This is a genomic window from Kribbella sp. CA-293567 (assembly GCF_027627575.1).
Classification (GTDB): Bacteria; Actinomycetota; Actinomycetes; order Propionibacteriales; family Kribbellaceae; genus Kribbella.
Window position 1 is genome coordinate 2644732 of the sequence record NZ_CP114065.1, and the last position, 20863, is coordinate 2665594.

Below are 20863 nucleotides of genomic sequence, written 5' to 3' on the forward strand. Positions count from 1 at the left end.
GCTGTGTAACATGTTCTGTCGGTGTCTCGACCCTAATCACGGAGAATCATGTCTAAAGTTTGCGATATCTGCGACAAGAAGCCGATGTTCGGCAAGAGTGTTGCCCGGCTCGGCAAGGGCGCGATGATCCGGCGGGTCAAGGCTCGTACGAACCGTCGCTTCAACCCCAACATCCAGCCGATCCGCGCGATCATCAAGGGCACGCCCACGAAGCTGAAGGTCTGCACCTCCTGCATCAAGGCGGGCAAGGTTCAGCGCGTCGTCGGCTAGCACTTCCGGCCTCAGCAGGCCGACCTCCGTGTAGGGCCCCAGTGGCGCCCGGGTTCATCCCGGGCGCCTACTGCTGTGTGCGGTGGTGGTGTCCGTCTTGGCCGGTCGGGGCAGTCACCGGGCGCGAGCGACCACGGTCAGCTCGTTGCGGTTGTGATGGAGCTGGCGGGCCACCTGGACGTCGTACTCCTTGCGGAGCACCTCCATGCCGCGGCGGGCCGCGTCGAGCGGGTTGCGGCCGCCGCCCTTGAGGGTGACGATCGCCAGCGCGCCGCGGTGCAGGTGCGGGATCGCGTCGAGCATCACCCGAGCGCTCAGGACCTGGTCCATCCGCATGTCGTTCACCACGACGTCGAAGCGGGTGTGATTACGGCGGAAGAACTCGCCGGCCGTCGTGCTGACGTGGTGGACGCCGCGGTCGGCCGCGACCCGGCGGTCCAGGTCGCCGGGGTCCACCGACCAGACCTCCTGGCCGTGGTGCCGCAGGATCCGGGTCCAGCCGCCCGGGCTGGCGCCGAGGTCCAGGGCCTTGCCGCCGTCGGGCAGCCGCAGGCCGAAGGTCTGGATCGCCTCCTCCAGCTTGAACTCCGAGCGCGACACCCGATCGTCCGAACGGGCTAGCCGCATCCGGCCGCCCGGCCAGTCCGACAGGCTCAGGTCGAGCCGGTTGAGGCCGATCAGAACGTTCTTCTTCGAGGCGAAGCAGGACACCACGTGCTCCTGGCGGGCCCGGCTGACCTCGATCCCGCGGTCGGTCAGCGGGCCTTCCAGCAGGTGGTAGTACGAGCCGCCGCTGCTGGCTCCGTCGGTCCAGGTTTGGACGGCGAGCGCGCGGGGGTGGCGCGGCAGCTCGGCCAGGATCAGCTCCACCAGCTCGTGCGCCGGCGGCACCTCGCTGACCCCGAAGCTCGCCAGTTCGGCGGTGAGATGCCTGACGAAGGCGATCCGCCCGTCGTTGCAAGCGGCGGCCAGCTCCTCGATCGAGGGCCCGTCGCCGGTCACCCGGCCGAGGTCCCCACTGACCCGCTCGACCTTGACCCGAGGGCCGAACTCGTCGCGGATCTCACGGACCGCCAGGTCATAGCTGTCGGTAGCCACCGAGAAGAGCGAAGCGAGCACCCCTCATAGTAATCATCAGAACCGGTTAGCCTTCCCGGCGTGGATGTGCGTGCAGAGGTGCTGACGACGGCGGTACTACGAGCTTGGGCCCGTACTGCGCTGTTCGAGCTCGGGCGTGCCCGGGCGGAGATCGACGAGCTCAACGTCTACCCGGTCCCCGACGGCGACACCGGCACCAACCTGTACCTGACGTGGGAGGCGGCTTGCGATGCCCTCCCCGACGGCGAACTGACCTTCGCGGAGGCGGTGCAGGCTTTCGGCCGTGGCGCTCTGCTGGGTGCTCGGGGCAACTCCGGCGTCATCACGTCGCAGCTGGTCAGAGCGTGTGGTCTCCGGCTGGCGGAGAACCTCCCGGGCGAGGCGGCCGGCGCGGGGGAGACGCGGGCTGTGCTGGCGGATGTACGGATGAGCGAAGCTGCCGCCTTTGCGGATGCGCTGGCGTTCGCGGCCGATGCTGCCTACAGCGCTGTGGCACAGCCGGTCGAGGGAACCATGCTGACTGTCGCCCGGCAGGCCGCCAATGCGGCTCTGGAGGCGGCCAACGCGGGCAAGAGCCTGGCGGAGGTCTGCCTGGCGGCTGTGGCGGCGGCACGGGTCGCGCTGACCAAGACGACCGAGCAGTTGGAGGTACTACGCCGCGCAGGTGTCGTGGACGCCGGTGGAGCCGGGCTGGTCGTCATCCTGGGGTCCATGGAGTCGGTCTTGTCCGGCCGGGCACCAGCAGCGACTTCCGGCGTGCCTGCCCGGGTGCCGCCGACGGAGCTGCCCGGGGCGGTCGGGAGCGACCTGGATCCAGACGGACCGGCGTACGAGGTGATGTATTTGCTGGAGGCGCCGGACGAGCGGATCGGCGACTTCCGCAAGCAGCTCGCGGGACTGGGCGACTCGGTCGTGGTGGTGGGCGGCGACGAGCTCTGGAACGTCCACGTGCACACCGACGACGTCGGCGCCACGATCGAGCTCGGTATCGGGATCGGCCGGCCGTACCGGATCCGTGTCACCCACTTCGCCGACCTGGCCCACCGCAAAGCCGTGCCCAACCGTGCGGTGATCGCCGTCGCGGCAGGCGACGGCCTTGCTGCGCTGTTCACCGAAGCGGGCGCAGTGGTGATCCAGGGCGGTCCCGGACGCCGGTGCTCGACCGGTGAGCTGCTGAAGGCGATAGAGCGGTCCGGTGCGCCGGAGATCGTGGTGCTGCCCAACGACAGCGACTCCATCGCAGTCGCCGAGGCGGCGGCCGCAGCGGCGCGGCAGGACGGCGTACGGGTGGCTGTGATCCCGACGCGCGCACAGGTCCAGGGGCTCGCGGCAATCGCGGTTCACGACCCAGAGCGGAGTTTCGACGACGCGGTGGTCCAGCTGTCGGCCGCCGCCGGCCAGACCCGCCATGGCGCGGTCACGATCGCCGTCAAGGACGCGTGGACGATGGCCGGTACCTGCCGGATCGGTGACGCGCTGGGCGTCGTGGACGGTGACTTCACGCTCATCACCGATGATCTGTCGACTGCCGCGACCGGTGTGGTGGACCGGCTGCTGGGCGGCGGTGGCGAGCTGATGACGGTGGTGACCGGCCGGGACGCCGATCCGGAACTGGTCGAGGCGCTGGTGCGGCACGTGCGGCGGATTCGCCGAGATGTCGACGTCGTGGTGTACGACGGTGGTCAGGACAGGTACCCGTTGCTGATCGGGGTGGAATGAAGACCGACATCGACCGTAAGCTCCGCGATTTCGTCGGGGCGAAGACGGCCAAGACCTTCGCCGACGTGCTCGGGATCGAGACCGTCGGGGAGCTGCTGCGGCACTATCCGCGGCGCTATCTGAAGAAGGGTGAGCTGACCCCGTTCGACGAACTGGAGGTCGGCGACCAGGCGACCGTCAGCGGGCGGGTCAAGAAGGTCACCGTCCGTTCGCTGGACTCCAAGCAGGAGATCCGGCCGGACGAGGTGCAGAAGTTCCGCCGGCACAAGACGATCACCAAGGTGGTCGTCACCGACGGCCGCAACGATCTCGAACTCGCCTTCTTCAACCAGCCCTGGCTGGTGAACAAGCTGACCGCCGGCACGGCGGCGCTGTTCTGGGGCGAGGTGACGATGTTCCGCGACACCATGCAGCTCAAGGGCCCCGGCACCGAGGTGCTGGACGAGGAGGACCTGAGCGAGGAGGAGATCGAGCGCCGGGCCAAGCCGTTCCGGCCGCTCTACCCGGCCAGCGGGAAGTTGCCGACGGCCACCATCGAGCGCAGCCTCAAGATCGTGCTGGACAACCTCGAGGAGCTGGACGACCCGATCCCCGAGCTGATCCTGCGCAAGGAGGGCCTGATCGGCCTGCGCGAGGCGCTGCAGAAGGTGCATCTGCCGGAGACCGAGAAGGACTGGGAGCTCGCGCAGAAGCGGTTCCGGTTCGAGGAGGCGCTGGTGATGCAGACGATCCTGGCGCAGCGCCGGGCCGTCACCGACGCCCTGAAGGCCGTACCCCGTGAGCGCACGGCCGGCGGTCTGCTGGACGAGTTCGACCGGCGGCTGCCGTTCGAGCTGACCGCCGGGCAGGCCGAGGTCTGCGACGAGATCTTCGCCGACCTGGCCCGGGCGCACCCGATGCACCGGCTGCTGCAGGGCGAGGTCGGCTCCGGCAAGACCGTCGTCGCGCTCCGGGCGATGCTTGCGGTGGTCGACGCCGGTGGTCAGGCGGTGCTGCTGGCCCCGACCGAGGTGCTCGCGACGCAGCACCACAAGACACTGACGAAGATGCTCGGTGAGCTGGCCGAGCAGGGCATGCTCGGCGGCGCGGAGCACGCGACCCGGGTGGGACTGCTGACCGGGTCGCTGAACGCCGCGGCCCGGCGTACGGCGATGCTGGACGCGGCCAGTGGCGCCGCCGGGATCGTGGTCGGCACGCACGCGCTGCTCGAGGACAAGGTGCAGTTCGCCGATCTGGGCCTGGTGGTGGTGGACGAGCAGCACCGGTTCGGGGTCGAGCAGCGCGCGGCGCTGAGCACCAAGTCGGGCGACGCGACGCCGCACACGCTGGTGATGACCGCGACTCCGATCCCGCGGACCGTAGCGATGACGGTCTTCGGCGATCTGGCCGTCTCCACCCTGACCGAGCTGCCGGCCGGCCGGTCGCCGATCGCCAGCTCGGTGGTGCCGGCCAAGGAGAAGCCGGCCTGGCTGGAACGCGCCTGGGAGCGGATCCGCGAGGAGGTCGCGAAGGGCCACCAGGCGTACGTCGTCTGCCCGCGGATCGGCGACGAGGTGAAGAACGCCGGCGACGAGGAAGGTGAGTTCGCGGCCGGCGCCGAGGACGAGGGCGGCGCCAAGGGCAAACCACGGCCGGCCATCTCGGTGACCCAGGTCGCGGAGGTGCTCGAGCAGGTGCTGGGCGACCTGCGGGTCGAGGTCCTGCACGGGCGGCTGCCGGCCGACGAGAAGGACTCGGTGATGTCGCGGTTCGCCGCCGGCGAGATCGACGTGCTGATCGCGACCACCGTGATCGAGGTCGGCGTGGACGTGCCGAACGCCTCCACGATGGTGATCATGGACGCCGACCGGTTCGGCATCTCGCAGCTGCACCAGCTCCGCGGCCGGGTCGGCCGGGGCAAGGTCCCCGGGCTCTGCCTGCTGGTCACCGACACCTGGCCGGCTTCGCCGTCGCGGGCCCGGCTCGATGCGGTCGCGTCGACCGGGGACGGCTTCGAGCTGTCCAGGATCGACCTGGAGAACCGCCGGGAGGGTGACGTCCTCGGGGTGGCCCAGTCCGGCCGCCGGACCAGTCTCAAACTGCTGAGCGTGCTGCGGGACGAGGAGATCATCCTGACCGCGCGGCACGTCGCGAACTCGATCGTCTCGGTCGACGCCGAACTCGCCGAGTACCCGGTACTGCGCGCCTTCGTGCGCAGCGCGCTGGCGTCCGAAGCGACCGACTACCTGGAGAAGACATGACCCGGATCGTCGGAGGAGTGGCCGGTGGCCGGCGGATCGCCGTCCCCCCTGGCATCGGAACCAGACCGACCGCCGACCGGGTCCGGGAGGCGCTTTTCTCTTCCCTGGAAGCCGAGTTCGGCGGGTTCGACGGCCTGCAGGTGCTCGACCTGTACGCCGGTTCCGGCGCGGTCGGCCTGGAAGCCCTGTCCCGCGGGGCCAAGCGGGTGGTGCTGGTCGAGTCCGACCGGACGGCCGCCGAGGTGATCACGGCGAACATCAAGGCGGTCGGGCTGCCGGGGGCGGTGCTGCTCACCCGGCCGGTCGAGAAGGTTGCCTCAGGCCCCAAATCCGAAGGGCTGGTGGATCTGGTCTTCGCCGATCCGCCGTACCGGCTGGAAACCGGCGAGCTGCAGGACGTGCTGACCGCGCTGGTGACCGGCGGCTGGCTGGCCGACGACGCCGTGGTGGTGGTGGAGCGGGCCAAACGGGAGCCGTGGGAGTGGCCCGAGGGGTTCGCCGCGCTGCGCGACCGCAAGTACGGCGAGGCCCGGCTTTGGTACGGTCACCGCCATGAGTAGGGCTGTGTTCCCCGGCACCTTCGACCCACCCACCAACGGGCACCTGGACGTGATCGCCCGGGCGGCCGACGCCTTCGACGAGGTGATCGTCGCGACCGGGGTGAACCAGTCCAAGAAGCGGCTGTTCGGCGTCGAGGAGCGGATCGCGATGCTGACCGAGATCGCGGCGCCGTACGCCAACGTCCGGGTCGGTACCTTCGACGGGCTGCTGGTCGACTACTGCCGGGCCGAGAACGCCGGGGTGATCGTCAAGGGGCTGCGGTCTGGTGCCGACTACGACTACGAGCTGCAGATGGCCCAGATGAACCACCGGCTCTCCGGCGTCGACACGGTGTTCCTGCCGACCGCGCCGGAGAACGCGTTCATCTCCTCCAGCCTGGTCAAGGAAGTTGCGAGACTCGGTGGTCCGGTGGCCGACTTCCTGCCGCCGTCGGTGCACGAGAAGTTGCTCGCCGCGCTCTAGCGACGCGCTGACGGGCCCCGAATTGGGCCAGACGGTGCGGAGTTGGTAATGTTGTCCACTGGTCTTGTTGAGACCGAGATTTTGCCTGCCTACGCCTGAAAGGGATGTCCTGAGCGCCTTGGACCCGCGGTCCCCACTCGTGATCGATACCCACGAGCTGTCACGCCGCGCCGGGTCCCAGCGCGAAGTCTCCTTCACGGCCGTTGCTCCGGCGGATCTCGGGATCGATGTGATCGGCGTCCCCGAGGGCGACCCGATCCAGTTCGATCTACGACTGGAAGCGGTGGTCGAAGGGGTGCTCGTGACCGGATCGGCCAGTGGCCGGCTGGTCGGGGAGTGCGCACGGTGCCTGGTCGATGTCGAGGACGAGTTCCTCGCCGACGTCCAGGAACTGTATGTCTACCCGGAGAGCGACGCCGAGCCCGACGAGGCCAGCCGGATGGAGGGCGATCTGATCGACCTCGAGCCGGCGCTGAGGGACCAGGTGGTGCTCGCGCTACCGTTCCAGCCACTGTGCACGGACGACTGTCCGGGACTGTGCCCCGAGTGTGGGGTGCGCCTGGTGGAGGAGCCCGGTCACAAGCACGAGGAGAATGTGGACTCGCGCTGGTCAGCACTGCAGGGCCTGCTCCCGCAGGACGAACGACCGTAGTACCCGATAGTTCTTTCAAGTCACCAGCCAGCCGGCCGGGTCGCAAGCCCCCGGCCGAACCGAGGAGTCATAACCGTGGCCGTTCCGAAGCGGAAGATGTCGCGCAGCAACACCCGGAACCGCCGGGCCCAGTGGAAGGCCACCGCGCCCTCGCTGGTCACCTGCGTGAACCCCGCCTGCCGCGCCAAGCACCTGCAGCACACCGTTTGCCCCACCTGCGGCCAGTACGGCGCCAAGGGTGAGCGTCGCCAGGTCGTAGAGAGCTAACAGGCAATAACCCAGTGAACTCTGCCAACAACGAGTCAATCCCCACCGGGGGGCTCTACGCCGAGCTGAACCAGCGGCTCGGCGTATCGCTGGCTGACAATTTACTGGAGCACGCCTTCACCCACCGTTCGTTCGCGTACGAGAACGGTGGGTTGCCGACCAATGAGCGGCTGGAGTTCCTCGGGGACTCCGTGCTCGGCGTCATCGTCACGGAGTCGTTGTTCCGCAACCATCCGGACCTCTCCGAGGGCCGGCTCGCCAAGCTGCGCGCCGCTGTGGTCAACATGCGCGCGCTGGCGGGGGTTGCCCGCGAGCTGAAGCTGGGCAAGTACCTTCGGCTCGGCCGTGGCGAGGAGGCCACCGGTGGGCGGGACAAGTCGTCGATCCTGGCCGACTGTGTCGAGGCCCTGATCGGTGCAGTCTACCTGGACCGCGGCTTCGACGTCGCGGGCGGCGTCGTGCACACCCTGTTCGACGAGCTGATGGAGTCGTCGGCACGGCTGGGCGCCGGCCTGGACTGGAAGACCAGTCTGCAGGAGCTGGTCGCGCAACTGGGCGTCGGCGTACCGGAGTACGTGATCGCGGAGTCCGGTCCCGACCATGCCAAGACCTTCGAGGCGCGGGTCCGGATCGGCTCGGACACCTACGGGCACGGCATCGGCCGGAGCAAGAAGGAAGCCGAGCAGCAGGCCGCCGAGACCGCCTGGAAGGCGCTCCGGGCAGCCCACCCGGACAGCATCGATCCTTCTCAGCAGCCCTGACGTCCGGTGCCTGAGCTTCCCGAGGTCGAGGTCGTTCGCCGCGGACTCGCGGATTTCACCACCGGGCGGACGATCGACGCCGTCGAGGTGCTGCACCCCCGGCCGGTGCGCCGGCACCTGGCCGGGCCCGACGACTTCGCCGCCTTGCTCAAGGGCCAGACCTTCGCCGCCCCGGCGCGGCGCGGGAAGTACCTGTGGCTGCCGCTGGAGTCCGGGGACGCCGTCCTGGCGCATCTCGGGATGAGCGGGCAGTTCCGGGTCCAACCGGTCGGCGCGCCGGACGACAAACATCTGCGGATCCGCCTCCGGTTCGCCGACGACGGCGGAGAGGTCCGGTTTCTGGACCAGCGGATGTTCGGCGGCCTGTCGTACTCCGAAGGCGGCGCCGAGCTGCCCGGGGAGATCGCCCACATCGCCCGGGATCCGTTCGATCCCCTGTTCGACGAGGACCTGTTCGTCGCGGCGCTGCGGCGGAAGAAGACCGGCGTGAAACGCGCGTTGCTCGACCAGACGCTGGTCAGCGGCGTCGGGAACATCTATGCCGACGAGGCCCTGTGGCGGGCGAAACTGCACTACGCGAAGGCGACCGAGACGCTGAAACCCTTGCAGGCAAGGGAACTGCTCGGTCATGCCAGGGCGGTGATGGGGGAGGCGCTGGCCGTCGGCGGAACCTCCTTCGACGCCCTGTACGTCAACGTGAACGGGGAATCGGGCTACTTCGAGCGGGGTCTCGCGGTCTACGGCCAGGAAGGCTCGCCGTGTCCGCGCGACGGCCGTCCGATCCGTCGCGAGGCGTTCATGAACCGTTCGTCGTTCCGCTGCCCGAAATGTCAGCCGGTGCCACGACACGCCCGGTGGTGAGCGGGAAACCGTTAATTAAAGTAGCCCAGGTTGACCCAACTGCATCCCGGTGTCACCCTGAAAGACGGCACACAATTTTGCGCTCCGCGGACCAGGGGCGCCACCTGCCAGAACCCTTCCGGAGGACAGCACAATGGCCAAGGCTCTTTTAGGGCACCTTGGAGGCACTGACCCGCGCATGCTCGAGCAGGTACGTCTGCTCAACCGGCGTGTCGCCGATCTGGAGGCGCACGTGATGCGCCTGCAGGCTGAGAACGACCATCTGGTCGCAGCCGTACACGACGGTCGTCTACTTACCGTGGACGAGGCTTTGCGCGAGCCCGCTTCGGTCTGACCGACCAAAGCCGCACCAAATCACCGACCGCACCACAGACGGCGGCGGCCCCCGTCCGGGCCTCCGCCGGTTTCCTGTTCGGTCTGGGTACAGTTATGACCGGAACTACTTCCCCCGGGTAGCGGCAGCGTCACGAGCAGTTACGACGGTTCCGTCGGTATCGTCTGTCCTTTTCCACGGGTTGGGAGCTTCGTCTTGTACCTGAAGAGCATGACTCTGAAGGGTTTCAAGTCTTTCGCGTCGGCGACGACGATGAACTTCGAGCCGGGGATCACCTGCATCGTCGGTCCCAACGGCTCCGGGAAGTCCAACGTCGTCGACGGCCTGTCCTGGGTGATGGGCGAGCAGGGCGTCAAGTCCCTGCGTGGCGGCAAGATGGAGGACGTCATCTTCGCCGGTACCTCCGGCCGCGCCCCGCTGGGCCGCGCCGAGGTGGTGCTGACCATCGACAACTCCGACGGCGCTCTGCCGATCGAGTTCGCCGAGGTCACCATCTCGCGGACGATGTTCCGCAACGGCGGGTCGGACTACCAGATCAACGGCCAGAACTGCCGGCTGCTCGACGTCCAGGAGCTGCTCAGCGACTCCGGGATCGGCCGGGAGATGCACGTCATCGTCGGCCAGGGCCAGCTCGACTCGATCCTGCGCGCCACCCCTGAGGGGCGCCGCGGCTTCGTCGAGGAAGCCGCGGGGGTGCTGAAGCACCGCAAACGCAAGGAGAAGGCGCTCCGCAAGCTGGAGTCGACCGAGGGCAATGTGCACCGCCTCGGCGACCTGATCGCGGAGATCCGCCGTCAGCTGAAGCCGCTCGGGCGCCAAGCGGAGGTGGCGCGCCGGGCGGTGACCATTCAGGCCGAGGTTCGCGACGGCCGGTCCCGGCTGCTCGCCGACGACATCGTGCAGGCCCAGTCCGCGCTCGAGGCCGAGCTCAAGGACGAGGCGGCACTGACCGAGAAGCGCTCCCAGATCGAGGCCGCGCTGCGCGAGGCACGGGAGATGGAGGCCGAGCTCGAGGACGCGCTGCGGACCGACGCGCCCGCCCTGCAGGCAGCGCAGGACACCTGGTACTCGCTGTCCGGCTTCGGCGAGAAGATCAAGGGCACCGCCCGGATCGCCGCGGACCGGATCCGATCACTCAACGACGAGGCCGAGGAGTCGCGCAGCGGGCGCGATCCGGAGGAGCTCGAGCTGGAAGCGGCCCGGGTCCGTGAGACCGAGGCGCAGATCGAGGCCGAGGTCGAGGCGCACTCCGAGCTGCTGCAGCAGGCGATCGAGCAGCGGCAGCAGCTGGAGGCCGAGCACGCCGAGGAGGAGCGGCGGATCGCGGCCCTGATCCGGGCCGCCGCCGACCGGCGTGAGGGCATGGCCCGGCTGACCGGCCAGGTGAACGCGCTGAAGAGCCGCGCGTCCGCCGCCGAGTCCGAGATCGGCCGGCTCGCCAGCAACCGGAGCGAGGCCGAGGCCCGCGCCGCGAAGGCACAGCACGACTTCACCGCGCTCGAGACCCAGGTGGCTGGGCTCGACGCCGGCGAGCGAGGGCTGGACGAGGAGTACGAAGCGGCCCAGAGCGTCCTCGACGAGCTGGACGAGCGCCTCACCAAGCTCCGCGCCGAGGAGCGGGACGCCGAGCGGGAGCGAGCCGGGCTGACCGCTCGCAAGGACGCCCTGGAGATGGGCCTCAACCGCAAGGACGGCGCCGGCGCTCTGCTGGCCGCCTCGGAGCAGATCACCGGCCTGATGGGCTCCGTTGCCGCGCTGCTGAGTGTCCGCGCCGGCTACGAGACCGCGATCGCTGCCGCTCTGGGCGAGGCCGCTGACGCGGTCGCCGTCACGCACACGCAGGCCGCCCTCGACGCTGTCGGGCACCTCAAGGAGCATGACCTCGGCCGCGCCGGGATGCTGCTCGGCGACGCCCCGGCCGACGACTACGCGAGCTGGCCCTCCCTGCCGCCCGGCGCGACGTACGCGGTCGACGTGGTCGAGTGCCCGGCGACATTGCGTCCTGCGCTTCGCCGGCTGCTGCGCAAGGTCGCGGTGGTCGAGGACGTGCCGGCGGCACGCGACCTGGTGCAGCACCTGCCCGACATCACGACGGCGACCCGGGCGGGCGACGTACTGGGTGCGCACTTCGCGTACGGCGGTTCTGACGCTGCTCCGAGCCTGATCGAGGTGCAGTCGGCGGTCGACGAGGCCACCGAGAAGCTCACCGAGGCCACGGCCCGCAGTGAGCGGTTGCGGTTCGAGCTGGCTCAGATGGAGAGCGAGCGGACGAGCCAGAAGCAGTCCGTCGAGATCGCGCTGGCCCGGCTGCACGAGTCGGACGCCTCGATGGCCGCGGTCGCGGAACAGCTGGCCCAGTTCGGATCGCTCGCGAAGGCGTCGCGGGGTGAAGCCCAGCGGATGGCCGAGGCGATCGCCGCGGCCGAGGCCGAGCGAGACAAGAACCTGTCCGGTCTCGCCGACCTGGAGAAGCGGCTCAGCGACGTCGAGCAGTACGGCGACGACGAGGGCGACGAGCCTGACCCGACCGAGCGCGACCGGCTCGCCGAGGCGGCCAAGGCCGGCCGGGCGAGCGAGATGGAAGCGCGACTCGCGCTGCGGACCACCGAGGAGCGCGCCCGGGCGTTGTCCGGTCGAGCGGACTCGCTGGAGCGTGCGGCTCGGCAAGAGCGGGAGGCCCGGGCCCGGGCGATCGCTCGGGCGACCCGGCGGGCCCGTCAGTCCGAGGCCGCGCAGGCCGTTCACCTGGCCGCGGGGCACGTGCTGGCCCGGCTGGAGAGCTCGCTGCAGCTGGCGGCCACCGAGCGATCGGCCATCCAGGCGCAGCGGGCCGAGCGCGAGCAGGCCCTGGCGCAGGCTCGCTCCGCCACCCGAAACCTGAGCAGCGAGCTGGAGCAGCTCACCAACACCGTGCACCGCGACGCGCTGGCGCGGGCCGAGCAGAAGATGCGTTTGGAAGCCCTCTACGAGAAGGCGCTGGGTGAGCTCGGGACCGAGGTGGAGGCGCTCGTCGCGGAGTACGGGCCGGATCAGCTGGTGCCGCCGCCCGCCAAGGACGGCGACGACAACACGGTCGAGCGCGAGGGTGAGCCGTTCGACCGGGCGAAGGTGCAGAAGCGGCTGAAGACCGCCGAACGCGCGCTCAACCAGCTGGGCCGGATCAACCCGCTCGCGCTGGAGGAGTTCGACGCGATGGAGGAGCGGCACCGCTTCCTCGCCGAGCAGCTCGAGGACCTGAAGAAGTCCCGCCGCGACCTGATGGACATCGTCAAGGAGGTCGACGACCGGGTCGAGCAGGTCTTCACCGAGGCCTACCGTGACGTCGAGGTCGCCTTCCAGCACGTCTTCAGCCGGTTGTTCCCCGGCGGCGAGGGCCGGCTCGTACTGACCGACCCGAGCGACATGCTCAACACCGGGATCGACGTCGAGGCCCGCCCACCGGGCAAGAAGGTCAAGCGCCTCTCACTGCTCTCCGGCGGTGAGCGCTCGCTGGTCGCGGTCGCCTTCCTGGTGGCCCTGTTCAAGGCCCGCCCCTCGCCGTTCTACATCCTCGACGAGGTCGAGGCGGCCCTGGACGACACCAACCTCGGCCGCCTGCTGGAGATCTACGAAGAGCTCCGCGAGAACAGCCAGCTCCTGGTCATCACCCACCAGAAGCGCACCATGGAGGTCGCCGACGCCCTCTACGGCGTCACGATGCGAGGCGACGGAGTCTCCGCGGTCATCTCCCAGCGGATCCGCGAAACCGAACCCGCGTAGCGCAGTGTGTCTCATGAGGCTACGCTGGTCTCATGAAAATCATCACACAACGTGAGTTCCGGAATCATTCCGCCGCGGTGATGGACTCCGTCGAGGCGGGGGAGACGTACCACATCACCCGGAACGGTACTGAGGTCGCCGAGTTGCGCCCGCTCAGTCGCCGCCGGCCACGACCGACCGCTGAGGAACTGATTGCTCAGCACCGAAGGCTGCCGCGGGTGGATGCTGCTCAACTCCGCCGGGATGCCGACGAGTTCTTCGGTGGCGAGGACCGCATCGGCGATGATTCGACCGGCTCCGACCCTTGGGAGCGCGACCGTGGTTGATAGATCGGGCAGTGGCGTACTGGACACTTGCGTCTATATAGATCTCGATCTGCTGGAGGTCAGCGATCTGCCGGAGTATCCGGAGTTGACCTCTGTAACCTTGGCGGAGCTTCACCAGGGCATCGCGATGGCCAAGGGTGCAGCGACCAGAGCTACCCGGACCGAGAAGCTCGGGGCTGCTGTGTCCGCCTTCGATCCGCTGCCCTTCGACGGAGATGCGGCGTCACGTTACGGCACGCTGGTGGCGCTGGTGGTCTCCGCCGGTCGCGATCCACGGCCTCGGCGGATGGACCTGATGATCGCCGCTATTGCCTCCACCAGAGGCCTGCCGTTGTACACCCGCAACCCCAAGGACTTCAAAGGCCTTGAGGACGTCCTCACCGTCGTAGCGGTCTGACGAACTCAGGCCGTTTGACTTATCTAAGACGGGCGGTCATATTGGGAACATGGCGAGGCGGAGTATGCGGGAAGAGATCGTCGAGGCGGCGCTGGCTCAGTTTCACGAACGCGGGTTCAACGCGGCGGCCGTGAAGGACATCACCGATCGGGCCGGGGTGCCGAAGGGGTCGTTCTACAACCACTTCGAGAGCAAGGAAGCGCTGGCGATCGTGGCGCTGGAGCGGTACGGCGTGGGGCGGCGGCTGGGGGATCTCGCGGACAGCTCCGTCGAGCCGGTGGCTCGGATCCGGAAGCACTTCGAGTTCTTGCGGGACGAGGTGGTCGCGTTCGGGATCACCCGGGGATGTCTGCTGGGGAACTTCGGGACCGAGATCGTGGATCACAGCGAACCGATCAGGGGTGGGGTCAAGGCCGGTCTGGAAGCCTGGACCGGGTTGCTGGCCGGGGCCATCGCCGAAGGTCAGGAGGCCGGCGCCATTCGTTCGGAGCTCGATGCGGAGCAGACCGCGCGGTACCTGCTGAGCGCCTGGGAGGGAACGCTGATCCAGGCCCGTGCCTACAAGGATGCCAAGGTGTTCGACAGCTTTTTCGAGCTGACCTTCGCCGGCCTGTTCACGGCCTGACGAAACCGCAGCCCCTCGTCGGAGGGGCTTTCATTTGACGTATATAAGATGACCGACCGTCTTAAGGAACAGTAGATGTCCAGCACCTATCGCGTTGTCCAAGCCACCGAGGGCGTCTTCGCGCTCGCCGAGCGAGAACTGACCGCCCCGGGGCCGGGCGAGGTCCGGATCGCCGTCGAGGCGTGCGGGATCTGCCGCAGCGACTCCGTCGGGGTCGGCAACCTGTTCCACCACCACCCCGCCGGTACGCCGATCGTCCCGGGCCACGAGGTGGTCGGGCGGGTCGACGAGCTCGGCGCCGGAGTGACCACGTGGTCGGTCGGCCAGCGGGTCGGCGTCGGCTACTTCGGTGGCCACTGCGGCGTGTGTGAGGCGTGCCGCCGCGGTGAGTTCGTCTACTGCACCGACCAGCAGATCCTCGGTGACTCGATCGACGGCGGCTACGCGGAGTACGTGACGACCCGCGCGAGCGGGCTGGTCGCCGTACCGGAGGAGTTCAGTGCGGTCGAGGCAGCGCCGTTGCTGTGTGCCGGCATCACCGTCTACAACGCGCTGCTCAAGTCGGACCTGTGGCCCGGCGACCTGGTGGCGATCCAGGGCATCGGCGGCCTCGGCCACCTCGCCATCCAGTACGCCGCCAAGCTCGGTCTGCGGGTGGTCGCGATCGCTCGGGGCGAGGACAAGCGGGAACTCGCGCTGCAGCTCGGCGCAGCGGAGTACATCGACAGCTCGGCGGTCGACCAGGCCGCGGCGCTGCAGGATCTGGGCGGCGCCAAGGTGATCATCCCGACCGCCTCCAGCGGCGCCTCGATGTCGTCGCTGATCGACGGACTGGTCCGCGGCGGCACCTTGATGGTGGTCGGCGCCGCGATGGACCCGATCGAGGTCCCGACCGTCCAGTTGCTGTTCGGCGGCAAGCGGATCGAGGGTTCGCTGACCGGCACCCCGCTGGAGAACGAGGAGAACCTCGCCTTCAGCCTCGCCCACGGCGTCCGTCCGATGGTCGAGGAGGTGCCGCTGGAGAAGGCGGCCGACGCCTACGCCCGGATGCTGTCCGGCGCCGCCCGCTTCCGCATGGTCCTCACCGTCGACCGCTGATCCACCCGGAGCAGCCCGGTGAGGTAGCGGCCCAGCCGGGCCCGTCGATAGCAGATCCCCTATCGTACGATCGACCACTGCGATCGAGGCCGGGAGGACTGCGGTGACTGGCACGGACCGCCGTCCCGACGCGGCCGAGGCGCTGATCCGTTCCCTGTACGCCGAGCACGGCCGCAGCCTGCTGGCCTACGCGACCCGGCTGACGGGGGACATGGCAGCCGCGGAGGACGTCGTCCAGGAGACTCTGGTCCGGGCGTGGAAACATGCCGACGATCTGGTCGACGGCAAGGGATCGGTCCGCGGCTGGCTGCTCACGGTCGCCCGGAACCTCGTCACCGATCGGGCCAGGGCGCGAGCGGCCCGGCCCGCCGAGGTGGCGGAGGTCGAGGACCGGCCGCCGGTGGAGGGCGATCACTCCGAGGCGGTGCTGAACACGATGGTGGTGCTCGACGCACTCGACCAGGTGTCGCCCGAGCATCGCGAGGTGCTGGTGCAGCTGTACTACCGGGGCCGGTCGGTGACGGAGGCCGCGACGGAGCTGGGCGTCCCGCCCGGTACGGTGAAATCGAGATCGCACTACGCCCTCCGAGCGCTCCGCGCGGTGATGGCGGGACCGGAAGCGGAGGTGGCCCGATGAGCGAGCACGATCACTCGCGGCTCGGCGCCTACGCGTTGGGCGCGCTGGCGCCGGACGAACTCCGCGAGGTCGATCAGCATCTGTCCGGTTGCGCGGCGGCGCGCGACGAGCTGGCCGAGTTCGAGGAGCTGAAGGAGCTTCTCGGCGAGGTGCCGCCCGAGGCGTTCCTGGACGGAGCGCCGGACGATGGTGACCTGCTGCTGCAGCGGACACTGCGTGAGGTCCGTTCAGTAGCTGCTCCTGCGACTGCGCAGCCTGGTAGCTCCCGGAAGCGGAGTCCGTGGCTGCTGGCGGCCGCGGCTGTCGTACTGGTCGCCGGAGCACTGGGCGGCGGAGTACTGATTGGCAGGCAGTCCGTCGACATCGAATCCGCCAGTACTGCGCCTCCGGCCGGCTCCAAGCAAGCGACGGCGACCGACGCGGCCACCAATGTGACGATGGCGACCACTGTCGAGCCACGGAACGGATGGGCCTGGGTCAACGTCCAGCTGACCAACATGAAGGCCGGTGCCGTCTGCGAGATGCTGGTAACCGACAGGGCGGGCAAGGTCTACGTCGCCGGCAGCTGGGTGATCTCGGAGAAAGCCGCCCGGGAGGGCAGCCGGTTCAGTGGCGGGGTACTGGTGCCGCTCGACCAGGTGAAGTCGGTCGAGATCAAGACTGTCCAAGGCGAGCACGTGGTCACCACCCCGATCTGAGGATGGACACCGTGAACTACCCGACCACTGAGGCCTCCGAGGATCTCGCCGCGCGCCGCAAGGCCGCGGCTGCCGACTGCACTCGCTGGTTGTCGGGCCGCCGTGTCCCGCCGGCCGACGCGCTGCGGGCGCTTGCCGACGCGGCGACCGAGGCGGAGCGGGACGGCTACGGCGCCGGCGGCGAGGTCGCAGTACTCGAGCAGGAGGTCGCCGAGCTGCTTGGCAAGCCTGCCGCCGTGTTCCTGCCCACTGGCATCCTGGCGCAACAGAGCGTGCTTCGTGTCTTCGCAGACCGCGCCGGGACGCAGCGCGTTGCAGTACACGGGTTGTCGCACTTGCTGGTGCACGAGTTGAACGCGCTGGAGGAAGTGCACCACCTACGGCCGGAGCGGATGACCTCTGAGCCGCGACAGCCCCGGCCGGACGAGCTCGCCGCCATCCCGGGGAAGCTGGCCGCTGTGACGCTGGAGCTGCCGTTGCGGGATGCCGGGTTCGTGCTGCCGAGCTGGGACGAGCTAGTGGTGTTCGCTGCAGCCTGTGAAGCGCGTGGGGTTCCACTGCACCTCGACGGCGCTCGCCTGTGGGAGAGCACGCCGTACCTCGAGCATGACCTGGCAGAGGTCGCCGCACTCGCTACCACTGTCTACGTGTCCTTCTACAAAGGCCTCGGTGGCTTGAGCGGAGCTGCGCTCGCCGGGCCGGCTGATGTGATCGCAGAGGTACGCCGCTGGCAGCGCAGGCTCGGCGGCAACCTCTACACCCTCTTCCCGTACGCCGTCTCCGCCCGTGAGGGTCTGCGAACCGTCCTGCCGCAGATGGGCGACCTGCACGCGCATGCTGTCGAGCTGGCAGAAGCCCTGCAGAGCAAGGGATTCCGGGTCTTCCCTGAGCCGCCGCACACCAATTCGTTCCGGCTCTTCGCGCCGCGGCCGGCCGAGCAACTGGAGTTCGCCGCCGTACGCCGGATGGAGGCGACCCGCGAGTCGCTCGGCTGGACCTGGCGGGCGGCCGACGTACCGGGGTGGTCGTGGACGGAGCTGGTGGTCACGCCGGGCACGCTGCAGTGGCGTGTCGACGAAGTGACCAAGGCCTACGGGGAACTTCTCGACGGGTGAGTTCGTCGCACTGCGTGTGAGGTTCTTTGTACGGCAACGCAATGGGGAGAAGTAGTTCTGTGCTGACGTTCGTCATCACCATGGTCGTCCTGCTGGTCCTGTCAGGCCTCGTCCTGCTGGCGGTCGCAAGAGGTGAAGGCAGAGGCATAGGCCACTAGGGCTTGTTTTAGTTGACGGCGTCGACGACCGCCCGCACGATCGGTGCGGCGACGGTGAAGGTGGGCACGACCAGGAGCAGCACGGCAGCTGTGTAGGCCGTGACTGCCAGCAGTGTGGAGTTGGGCTCGGGATCGGCCAGGCGCTGGACCCGGAGGACTGTGGCCGACTTGGCCATCGCCAGGCCGGCCTCTGGTGCAGTGGAGCCGGCCAGAGCGACCAGTGCCCGCGCCAGCGGCAGTGAGCCGTTGCGGCGACGGGCATCGTCGTCGGCGAGCAGTTCCACCAGTGTGCGCGCCTGCTCCAGGGCCACATCACTTCGCACGAAGCGGGGAAAGGCCCTGTGAAGTGCGGTGAAGGCCTCCAGTACCAGGTCGTGCCGCGCTCGCAGGTGAGCCTGCTCGTGGGCCAGTACCGCGCGCAGTTCGCCGTCGTCGAGCCTGTCGAGCGCGCCCACCGACACGACCACCCTGGACCCGCGGATCGCCGGCAGGCAGTAGGCGAGCGGTGTCTCCTCGGCCAGCACCCGAAGACCTGGGATCAGTCCGTCCGGCGTCGCCAGTACGTCGACCAGATCGCGGTGACGCCTACGACGTGCCCTGGTCCCGATGGCCACCCGCCCAGCCGACCACAGCAGCCTGATGCCGACCATGGCCGTCAGTGCGAGCACCAGTGCGGCCGTCAGGTCCCGTGGTGACGACGGGTCGAACCGCGGCTCACCCGGCTGGCCTGCTGTCGAGTACGACAAGGAGAGCCCGGCCCCGAAGGCCGCCAGTACCGCGGCGATCGAAATCGACTGCCAGAGGGCGATCGCGGCCCGGGGTACGCGGTACGGCCAAGCTGCCCGACCCATGAACGCCGGGACCGGCCCGGCGAGCACCAGGGCCAGGGCGGCCAGCAGGAGGGGAGTGATCACCCGTCCCGCGCCTCCAGCCGAGCCAGCGCGTCGCGGAGCAGCGCTGCCTCCTCATCACTGACCTGCCCGACGAATCGGACCAGCGCCTCGCGGCGGTCACCGGCCCGGTCCAGCGCGTCCCGCATCAGGTCGGCGGCCATCTCCTCGCGCGGCGCGGCGGCCTTGTACTGCCAGGCCTTGCCGGCTCGCTCGCGCTCGGTCAGCTGCTTCTTCGCCAGCCGGTCCAGCACGGTCATCACGGTGGTGTAGGCCAGCTCCCGGGTGCCGGACAGGCGCTCGTGCACCTCGCGCACCGTGAGCGCGCCGTCGGCGGCCCAGAGCTGCTCCATCACCAGCCGCTCCAGGTCGCCCAGCGGGCGGGGAGCCTTCTCGTCGGTGGGCATGTGACCAGTGTAACTACACGTTGTAGTAGGTCTGCGGCCGGATCTACTACGACACGTCGTAGATCTGCGTTAGGCTCTACTACGTAACGTCGTAGATCGTCCCGGAGGGCTCCGATGGACACGCTCGACCTGGCGCGGTGGCAGTTCGCGATCACCACCGTCTACCACTTCTTCTTCGTCCCGGTGACGTTGTCGCTGGTCGCGATCACGGCCGGTCTGCAGACCGCCTGGTACCGGACCGGCAAGGACAAGTACCTGCGGCTGACCAAGTTCTACGGCAAGTTGTTCCTGATCAACATCGCGATGGGGGTCGTCACCGGCCTGGTGCAGGAGTTCCAGTTCGGGATGAACTGGAGCGCCTACTCCCGCTTCGTCGGCGACGTCTTCGGCGCCCCGCTGGCGCTGGAGGGGCTGCTGGCCTTCTTCTTCGAGTCCACCTTCATCGGCTTGTGGATCTTCGGCTGGGACCGGCTGCCGAAGAGGATCCACCTGGCCTGCATCTGGATGGTGGTGCTGGGCACCCAGTTGTCGGCGTACTTCATCCTGGCCGCCAACTCCTGGATGCAGAACCCGGTCGGCTTCCGGATCAACGCCGAGCGCGGCCGGGCCGAGCTGACCGACATCGGCGCCGTGCTGACCAACAAGGTCGTGCTGGTCACCTACCCGCACACGATCTTCGCCGCCTTCGTGGTCGGCGGGTCGTTCGTCGCCGGGGTGGCGATCTGGCACCTGGTCCGGCGGCCCGGCGTCGACGTGGCCGCGTTCCGTACGGCGCTCCGTCTCGGTGCGGTGATCGTCCTGGTGGCCGGCGCCGGCGTCGCGCTCAGCGGTGACCAGCAGGGCAAGGTGATGACCGAGGTGCAGCCGATGAAGATGGCCGCGGCCGAGGCGCTGTACGAGACGGAGAAGCCGGCCGCGCTGTCGCTGTTCACCATCGGCAGCCTGGACGGCTCCCGGGAGATCTACTCGGTCAAGATCCCGTACCTGCTCTCCTTCCTCGGCACCGGGCACTTCGACGGCGAGGTGAGGGGGATCAACTCGCTGCAGCAGGCGTACGAGGAGCTGTACGGGCCGGGCTCGTACAACCCGAACATCCCGCTCACCTACTGGACCTTCCGGCTGATGATCGGGGTCGGGATGGCCTCGGTCGGGATCGCCGCGTGGTTGCTATGGGCAACGAGACGGGGCCGGGCGCCGGACCGCCGGCTGGTCTGGCTGGCGCTGCCGTTGCCGCTGCTGCCGCTGGCCGCGAACGCGTTCGGCTGGATCTTCACCGAAACCGGCCGGCAGCCCTGGCTGGTGTTCGGTCTGCTGCCCACCTCGGCCGGCGTCTCACCGAGCACGTCGATGACGGAGGTGCTGATCTCGATGATCGGCTTCCTGGTCCTGTACGGCGTCCTGGCGGTGGTCGAGGTGAAGCTGATGCTCCGCACCATCCGGGGCGGGCTGGCCGGCACCTCGCCGGAGCCCGACACCCCCGACGACCCCGGGGAAGCCGCCAAGCCACTGTCCTTCACGTACTAGAGGT

22 protein-coding genes are annotated in these 20863 nt (G+C 69.0%); 19 read left to right on the forward strand and 3 right to left on the reverse strand.

Annotated features, from left to right (window positions below; genetic code table 11):
• Positions 1–48 precede the first annotated feature (48 nt).
• Positions 49–270 (forward strand): 50S ribosomal protein L28, encoded by a 222-nt coding sequence (rpmB, locus tag OX958_RS12730; protein ID WP_270137523.1) that lies wholly within the window; start codon positions 49–51, stop codon positions 268–270.
• A gap of 114 nt (positions 271–384) precedes the next feature.
• Here the strand turns inward: rpmB and OX958_RS12735 are convergent, their stop codons facing one another.
• Entirely contained in the window at positions 385–1368 is a 984-nt protein-coding gene (locus tag OX958_RS12735) for an SAM-dependent methyltransferase (RefSeq protein WP_270137524.1), read from the reverse strand.
• A 60-nt stretch (positions 1369–1428) separates the two neighbouring features.
• On the opposite strand from OX958_RS12735, the gene OX958_RS12740 reads away from it, so the two are divergent.
• The 17 genes from OX958_RS12740 (at position 1429) to OX958_RS12820 (ending at position 17880) form a co-directional block, all read left to right on the forward strand.
• On the forward strand, positions 1429–3087 hold the full coding sequence (locus tag OX958_RS12740) for a DAK2 domain-containing protein (protein ID WP_270137525.1): 1659 nt from the start codon (positions 1429–1431) through the stop codon (positions 3085–3087).
• Entirely contained in the window at positions 3084–5327 is a 2244-nt protein-coding gene (gene recG / locus OX958_RS12745) for an ATP-dependent DNA helicase RecG (RefSeq protein WP_270137526.1), read from the forward strand. The genes OX958_RS12740 and recG overlap by 4 nt, the downstream gene beginning before the upstream one ends.
• Positions 5324–5887, forward strand: coding sequence for a 16S rRNA (guanine(966)-N(2))-methyltransferase RsmD (gene rsmD, locus OX958_RS12750; protein WP_270137527.1), 564 nt, complete (start codon positions 5324–5326; stop codon positions 5885–5887). Before recG ends, rsmD begins: the two co-directional genes overlap by 4 nt.
• Positions 5880–6350, forward strand: coding sequence for a pantetheine-phosphate adenylyltransferase (gene coaD, locus OX958_RS12755; RefSeq protein WP_270137528.1), 471 nt, complete (start codon positions 5880–5882; stop codon positions 6348–6350). The genes rsmD and coaD overlap by 8 nt, the downstream gene beginning before the upstream one ends.
• Positions 6351–6489: 139 nt before the next feature.
• Positions 6490–7002, forward strand: a complete 513-nt coding sequence (locus OX958_RS12760) for a YceD family protein (protein ID WP_270137529.1) — start codon at positions 6490–6492, stop codon at positions 7000–7002.
• 75 nt (positions 7003–7077) lie between these two features.
• Positions 7078–7269 (forward strand): 50S ribosomal protein L32, encoded by a 192-nt coding sequence (gene rpmF, locus OX958_RS12765; RefSeq protein WP_270137530.1) that lies wholly within the window; start codon positions 7078–7080, stop codon positions 7267–7269.
• Positions 7270–7283: 14 nt separating this feature from the next.
• Positions 7284–8030, forward strand: coding sequence for a ribonuclease III (rnc, locus tag OX958_RS12770; RefSeq protein ID WP_270137531.1), 747 nt, complete (start codon positions 7284–7286; stop codon positions 8028–8030).
• 6 nt (positions 8031–8036) lie between these two features.
• A complete protein-coding gene (gene mutM, locus OX958_RS12775; protein ID WP_270137532.1) occupies positions 8037–8891 on the forward strand; it encodes a bifunctional DNA-formamidopyrimidine glycosylase/DNA-(apurinic or apyrimidinic site) lyase in 855 nt (284 codons plus the stop codon).
• Positions 8892–9024: 133 nt separating this feature from the next.
• The gene (locus OX958_RS12780; protein WP_270137533.1) at positions 9025–9225 is read left to right on the forward strand and encodes a hypothetical protein; all 201 of its coding nucleotides are present in this window, start codon (positions 9025–9027) and stop codon (positions 9223–9225) included.
• Between the two features lie 195 nt (positions 9226–9420).
• A complete protein-coding gene (smc, locus tag OX958_RS12785; protein WP_270137534.1) occupies positions 9421–12984 on the forward strand; it encodes a chromosome segregation protein SMC in 3564 nt (1187 codons plus the stop codon).
• A 32-nt stretch (positions 12985–13016) separates the two neighbouring features.
• Positions 13017–13310 carry a type II toxin-antitoxin system Phd/YefM family antitoxin gene (locus OX958_RS12790; protein WP_270137535.1) on the forward strand — a complete coding sequence of 98 codons (294 nt, stop codon included), beginning with the start codon at positions 13017–13019 and terminating at the stop codon, positions 13308–13310.
• Positions 13303–13707 (forward strand): type II toxin-antitoxin system VapC family toxin, encoded by a 405-nt coding sequence (locus OX958_RS12795; protein WP_270137536.1) that lies wholly within the window; start codon positions 13303–13305, stop codon positions 13705–13707. Before OX958_RS12790 ends, OX958_RS12795 begins: the two co-directional genes overlap by 8 nt.
• Before the next feature lie 49 nt (positions 13708–13756).
• On the forward strand, positions 13757–14332 hold the full coding sequence (locus tag OX958_RS12800) for a TetR/AcrR family transcriptional regulator (protein WP_270137537.1): 576 nt from the start codon (positions 13757–13759) through the stop codon (positions 14330–14332).
• 75 nt (positions 14333–14407) lie between these two features.
• Positions 14408–15430 carry an alcohol dehydrogenase gene (locus OX958_RS12805; RefSeq protein WP_270137538.1) on the forward strand — a complete coding sequence of 341 codons (1023 nt, stop codon included), beginning with the start codon at positions 14408–14410 and terminating at the stop codon, positions 15428–15430.
• Between the two features lie 103 nt (positions 15431–15533).
• Entirely contained in the window at positions 15534–16067 is a 534-nt protein-coding gene (locus tag OX958_RS12810; RefSeq protein ID WP_270137539.1) for a sigma-70 family RNA polymerase sigma factor, read from the forward strand.
• Positions 16064–16765, forward strand: coding sequence for an anti-sigma factor family protein (locus OX958_RS12815; protein WP_270137540.1), 702 nt, complete (start codon positions 16064–16066; stop codon positions 16763–16765). The genes OX958_RS12810 and OX958_RS12815 overlap by 4 nt, the downstream gene beginning before the upstream one ends.
• 2 nt (positions 16766–16767) lie before the next feature.
• The gene (locus tag OX958_RS12820; RefSeq protein WP_270137541.1) at positions 16768–17880 is read left to right on the forward strand and encodes a threonine aldolase family protein; all 1113 of its coding nucleotides are present in this window, start codon (positions 16768–16770) and stop codon (positions 17878–17880) included.
• Between the two features lie 166 nt (positions 17881–18046).
• On the opposite strand, the gene OX958_RS12825 is transcribed toward OX958_RS12820, so the two are convergent.
• Positions 18047–18952: a M56 family metallopeptidase gene (locus OX958_RS12825; protein ID WP_270137542.1), complete on the reverse strand. Its 906-nt coding sequence runs from the start codon at positions 18950–18952 to the stop codon at positions 18047–18049.
• A complete protein-coding gene (locus tag OX958_RS12830) occupies positions 18949–19335 on the reverse strand; it encodes a BlaI/MecI/CopY family transcriptional regulator (protein ID WP_270137543.1) in 387 nt (128 codons plus the stop codon). Before OX958_RS12830 ends, OX958_RS12825 begins: the two co-directional genes overlap by 4 nt.
• A gap of 114 nt (positions 19336–19449) precedes the next feature.
• On the opposite strand from OX958_RS12830, the gene OX958_RS12835 reads away from it, so the two are divergent.
• Complete coding sequence (locus OX958_RS12835; RefSeq protein WP_270137544.1) at positions 19450–20859, forward strand: cytochrome ubiquinol oxidase subunit I; 1410 nt, start codon at positions 19450–19452, stop codon at positions 20857–20859.
• The last annotated feature ends 4 nt before the right edge of the window (positions 20860–20863 follow it).

Coding starts and splice junctions, on each gene's coding strand:
- rpmB (WP_270137523.1), top strand. CDS start 49: ATGTCTAAAGTTTGCGATATCTGCGACAAGAAGCCGATGTTCGGCAAG.
- recG (WP_270137526.1), top strand. CDS start 3,084: ATGAAGACCGACATCGACCGTAAGCTCCGCGATTTCGTCGGGGCGAAG.
- rsmD (WP_270137527.1), top strand. CDS start 5,324: ATGACCCGGATCGTCGGAGGAGTGGCCGGTGGCCGGCGGATCGCCGTC.
- coaD (WP_270137528.1), top strand. CDS start 5,880: ATGAGTAGGGCTGTGTTCCCCGGCACCTTCGACCCACCCACCAACGGG.
- OX958_RS12780 (WP_270137533.1), top strand. CDS start 9,025: ATGGCCAAGGCTCTTTTAGGGCACCTTGGAGGCACTGACCCGCGCATG.
- OX958_RS12790 (WP_270137535.1), top strand. CDS start 13,017: ATGAAAATCATCACACAACGTGAGTTCCGGAATCATTCCGCCGCGGTG.
- OX958_RS12800 (WP_270137537.1), top strand. CDS start 13,757: ATGGCGAGGCGGAGTATGCGGGAAGAGATCGTCGAGGCGGCGCTGGCT.
- OX958_RS12805 (WP_270137538.1), top strand. CDS start 14,408: ATGTCCAGCACCTATCGCGTTGTCCAAGCCACCGAGGGCGTCTTCGCG.
- OX958_RS12815 (WP_270137540.1), top strand. CDS start 16,064: ATGAGCGAGCACGATCACTCGCGGCTCGGCGCCTACGCGTTGGGCGCG.
- OX958_RS12820 (WP_270137541.1), top strand. CDS start 16,768: ATGGACACCGTGAACTACCCGACCACTGAGGCCTCCGAGGATCTCGCC.
- OX958_RS12830 (WP_270137543.1), bottom strand. CDS start 19,335: ATGCCCACCGACGAGAAGGCTCCCCGCCCGCTGGGCGACCTGGAGCGG.
- OX958_RS12835 (WP_270137544.1), top strand. CDS start 19,450: ATGGACACGCTCGACCTGGCGCGGTGGCAGTTCGCGATCACCACCGTC.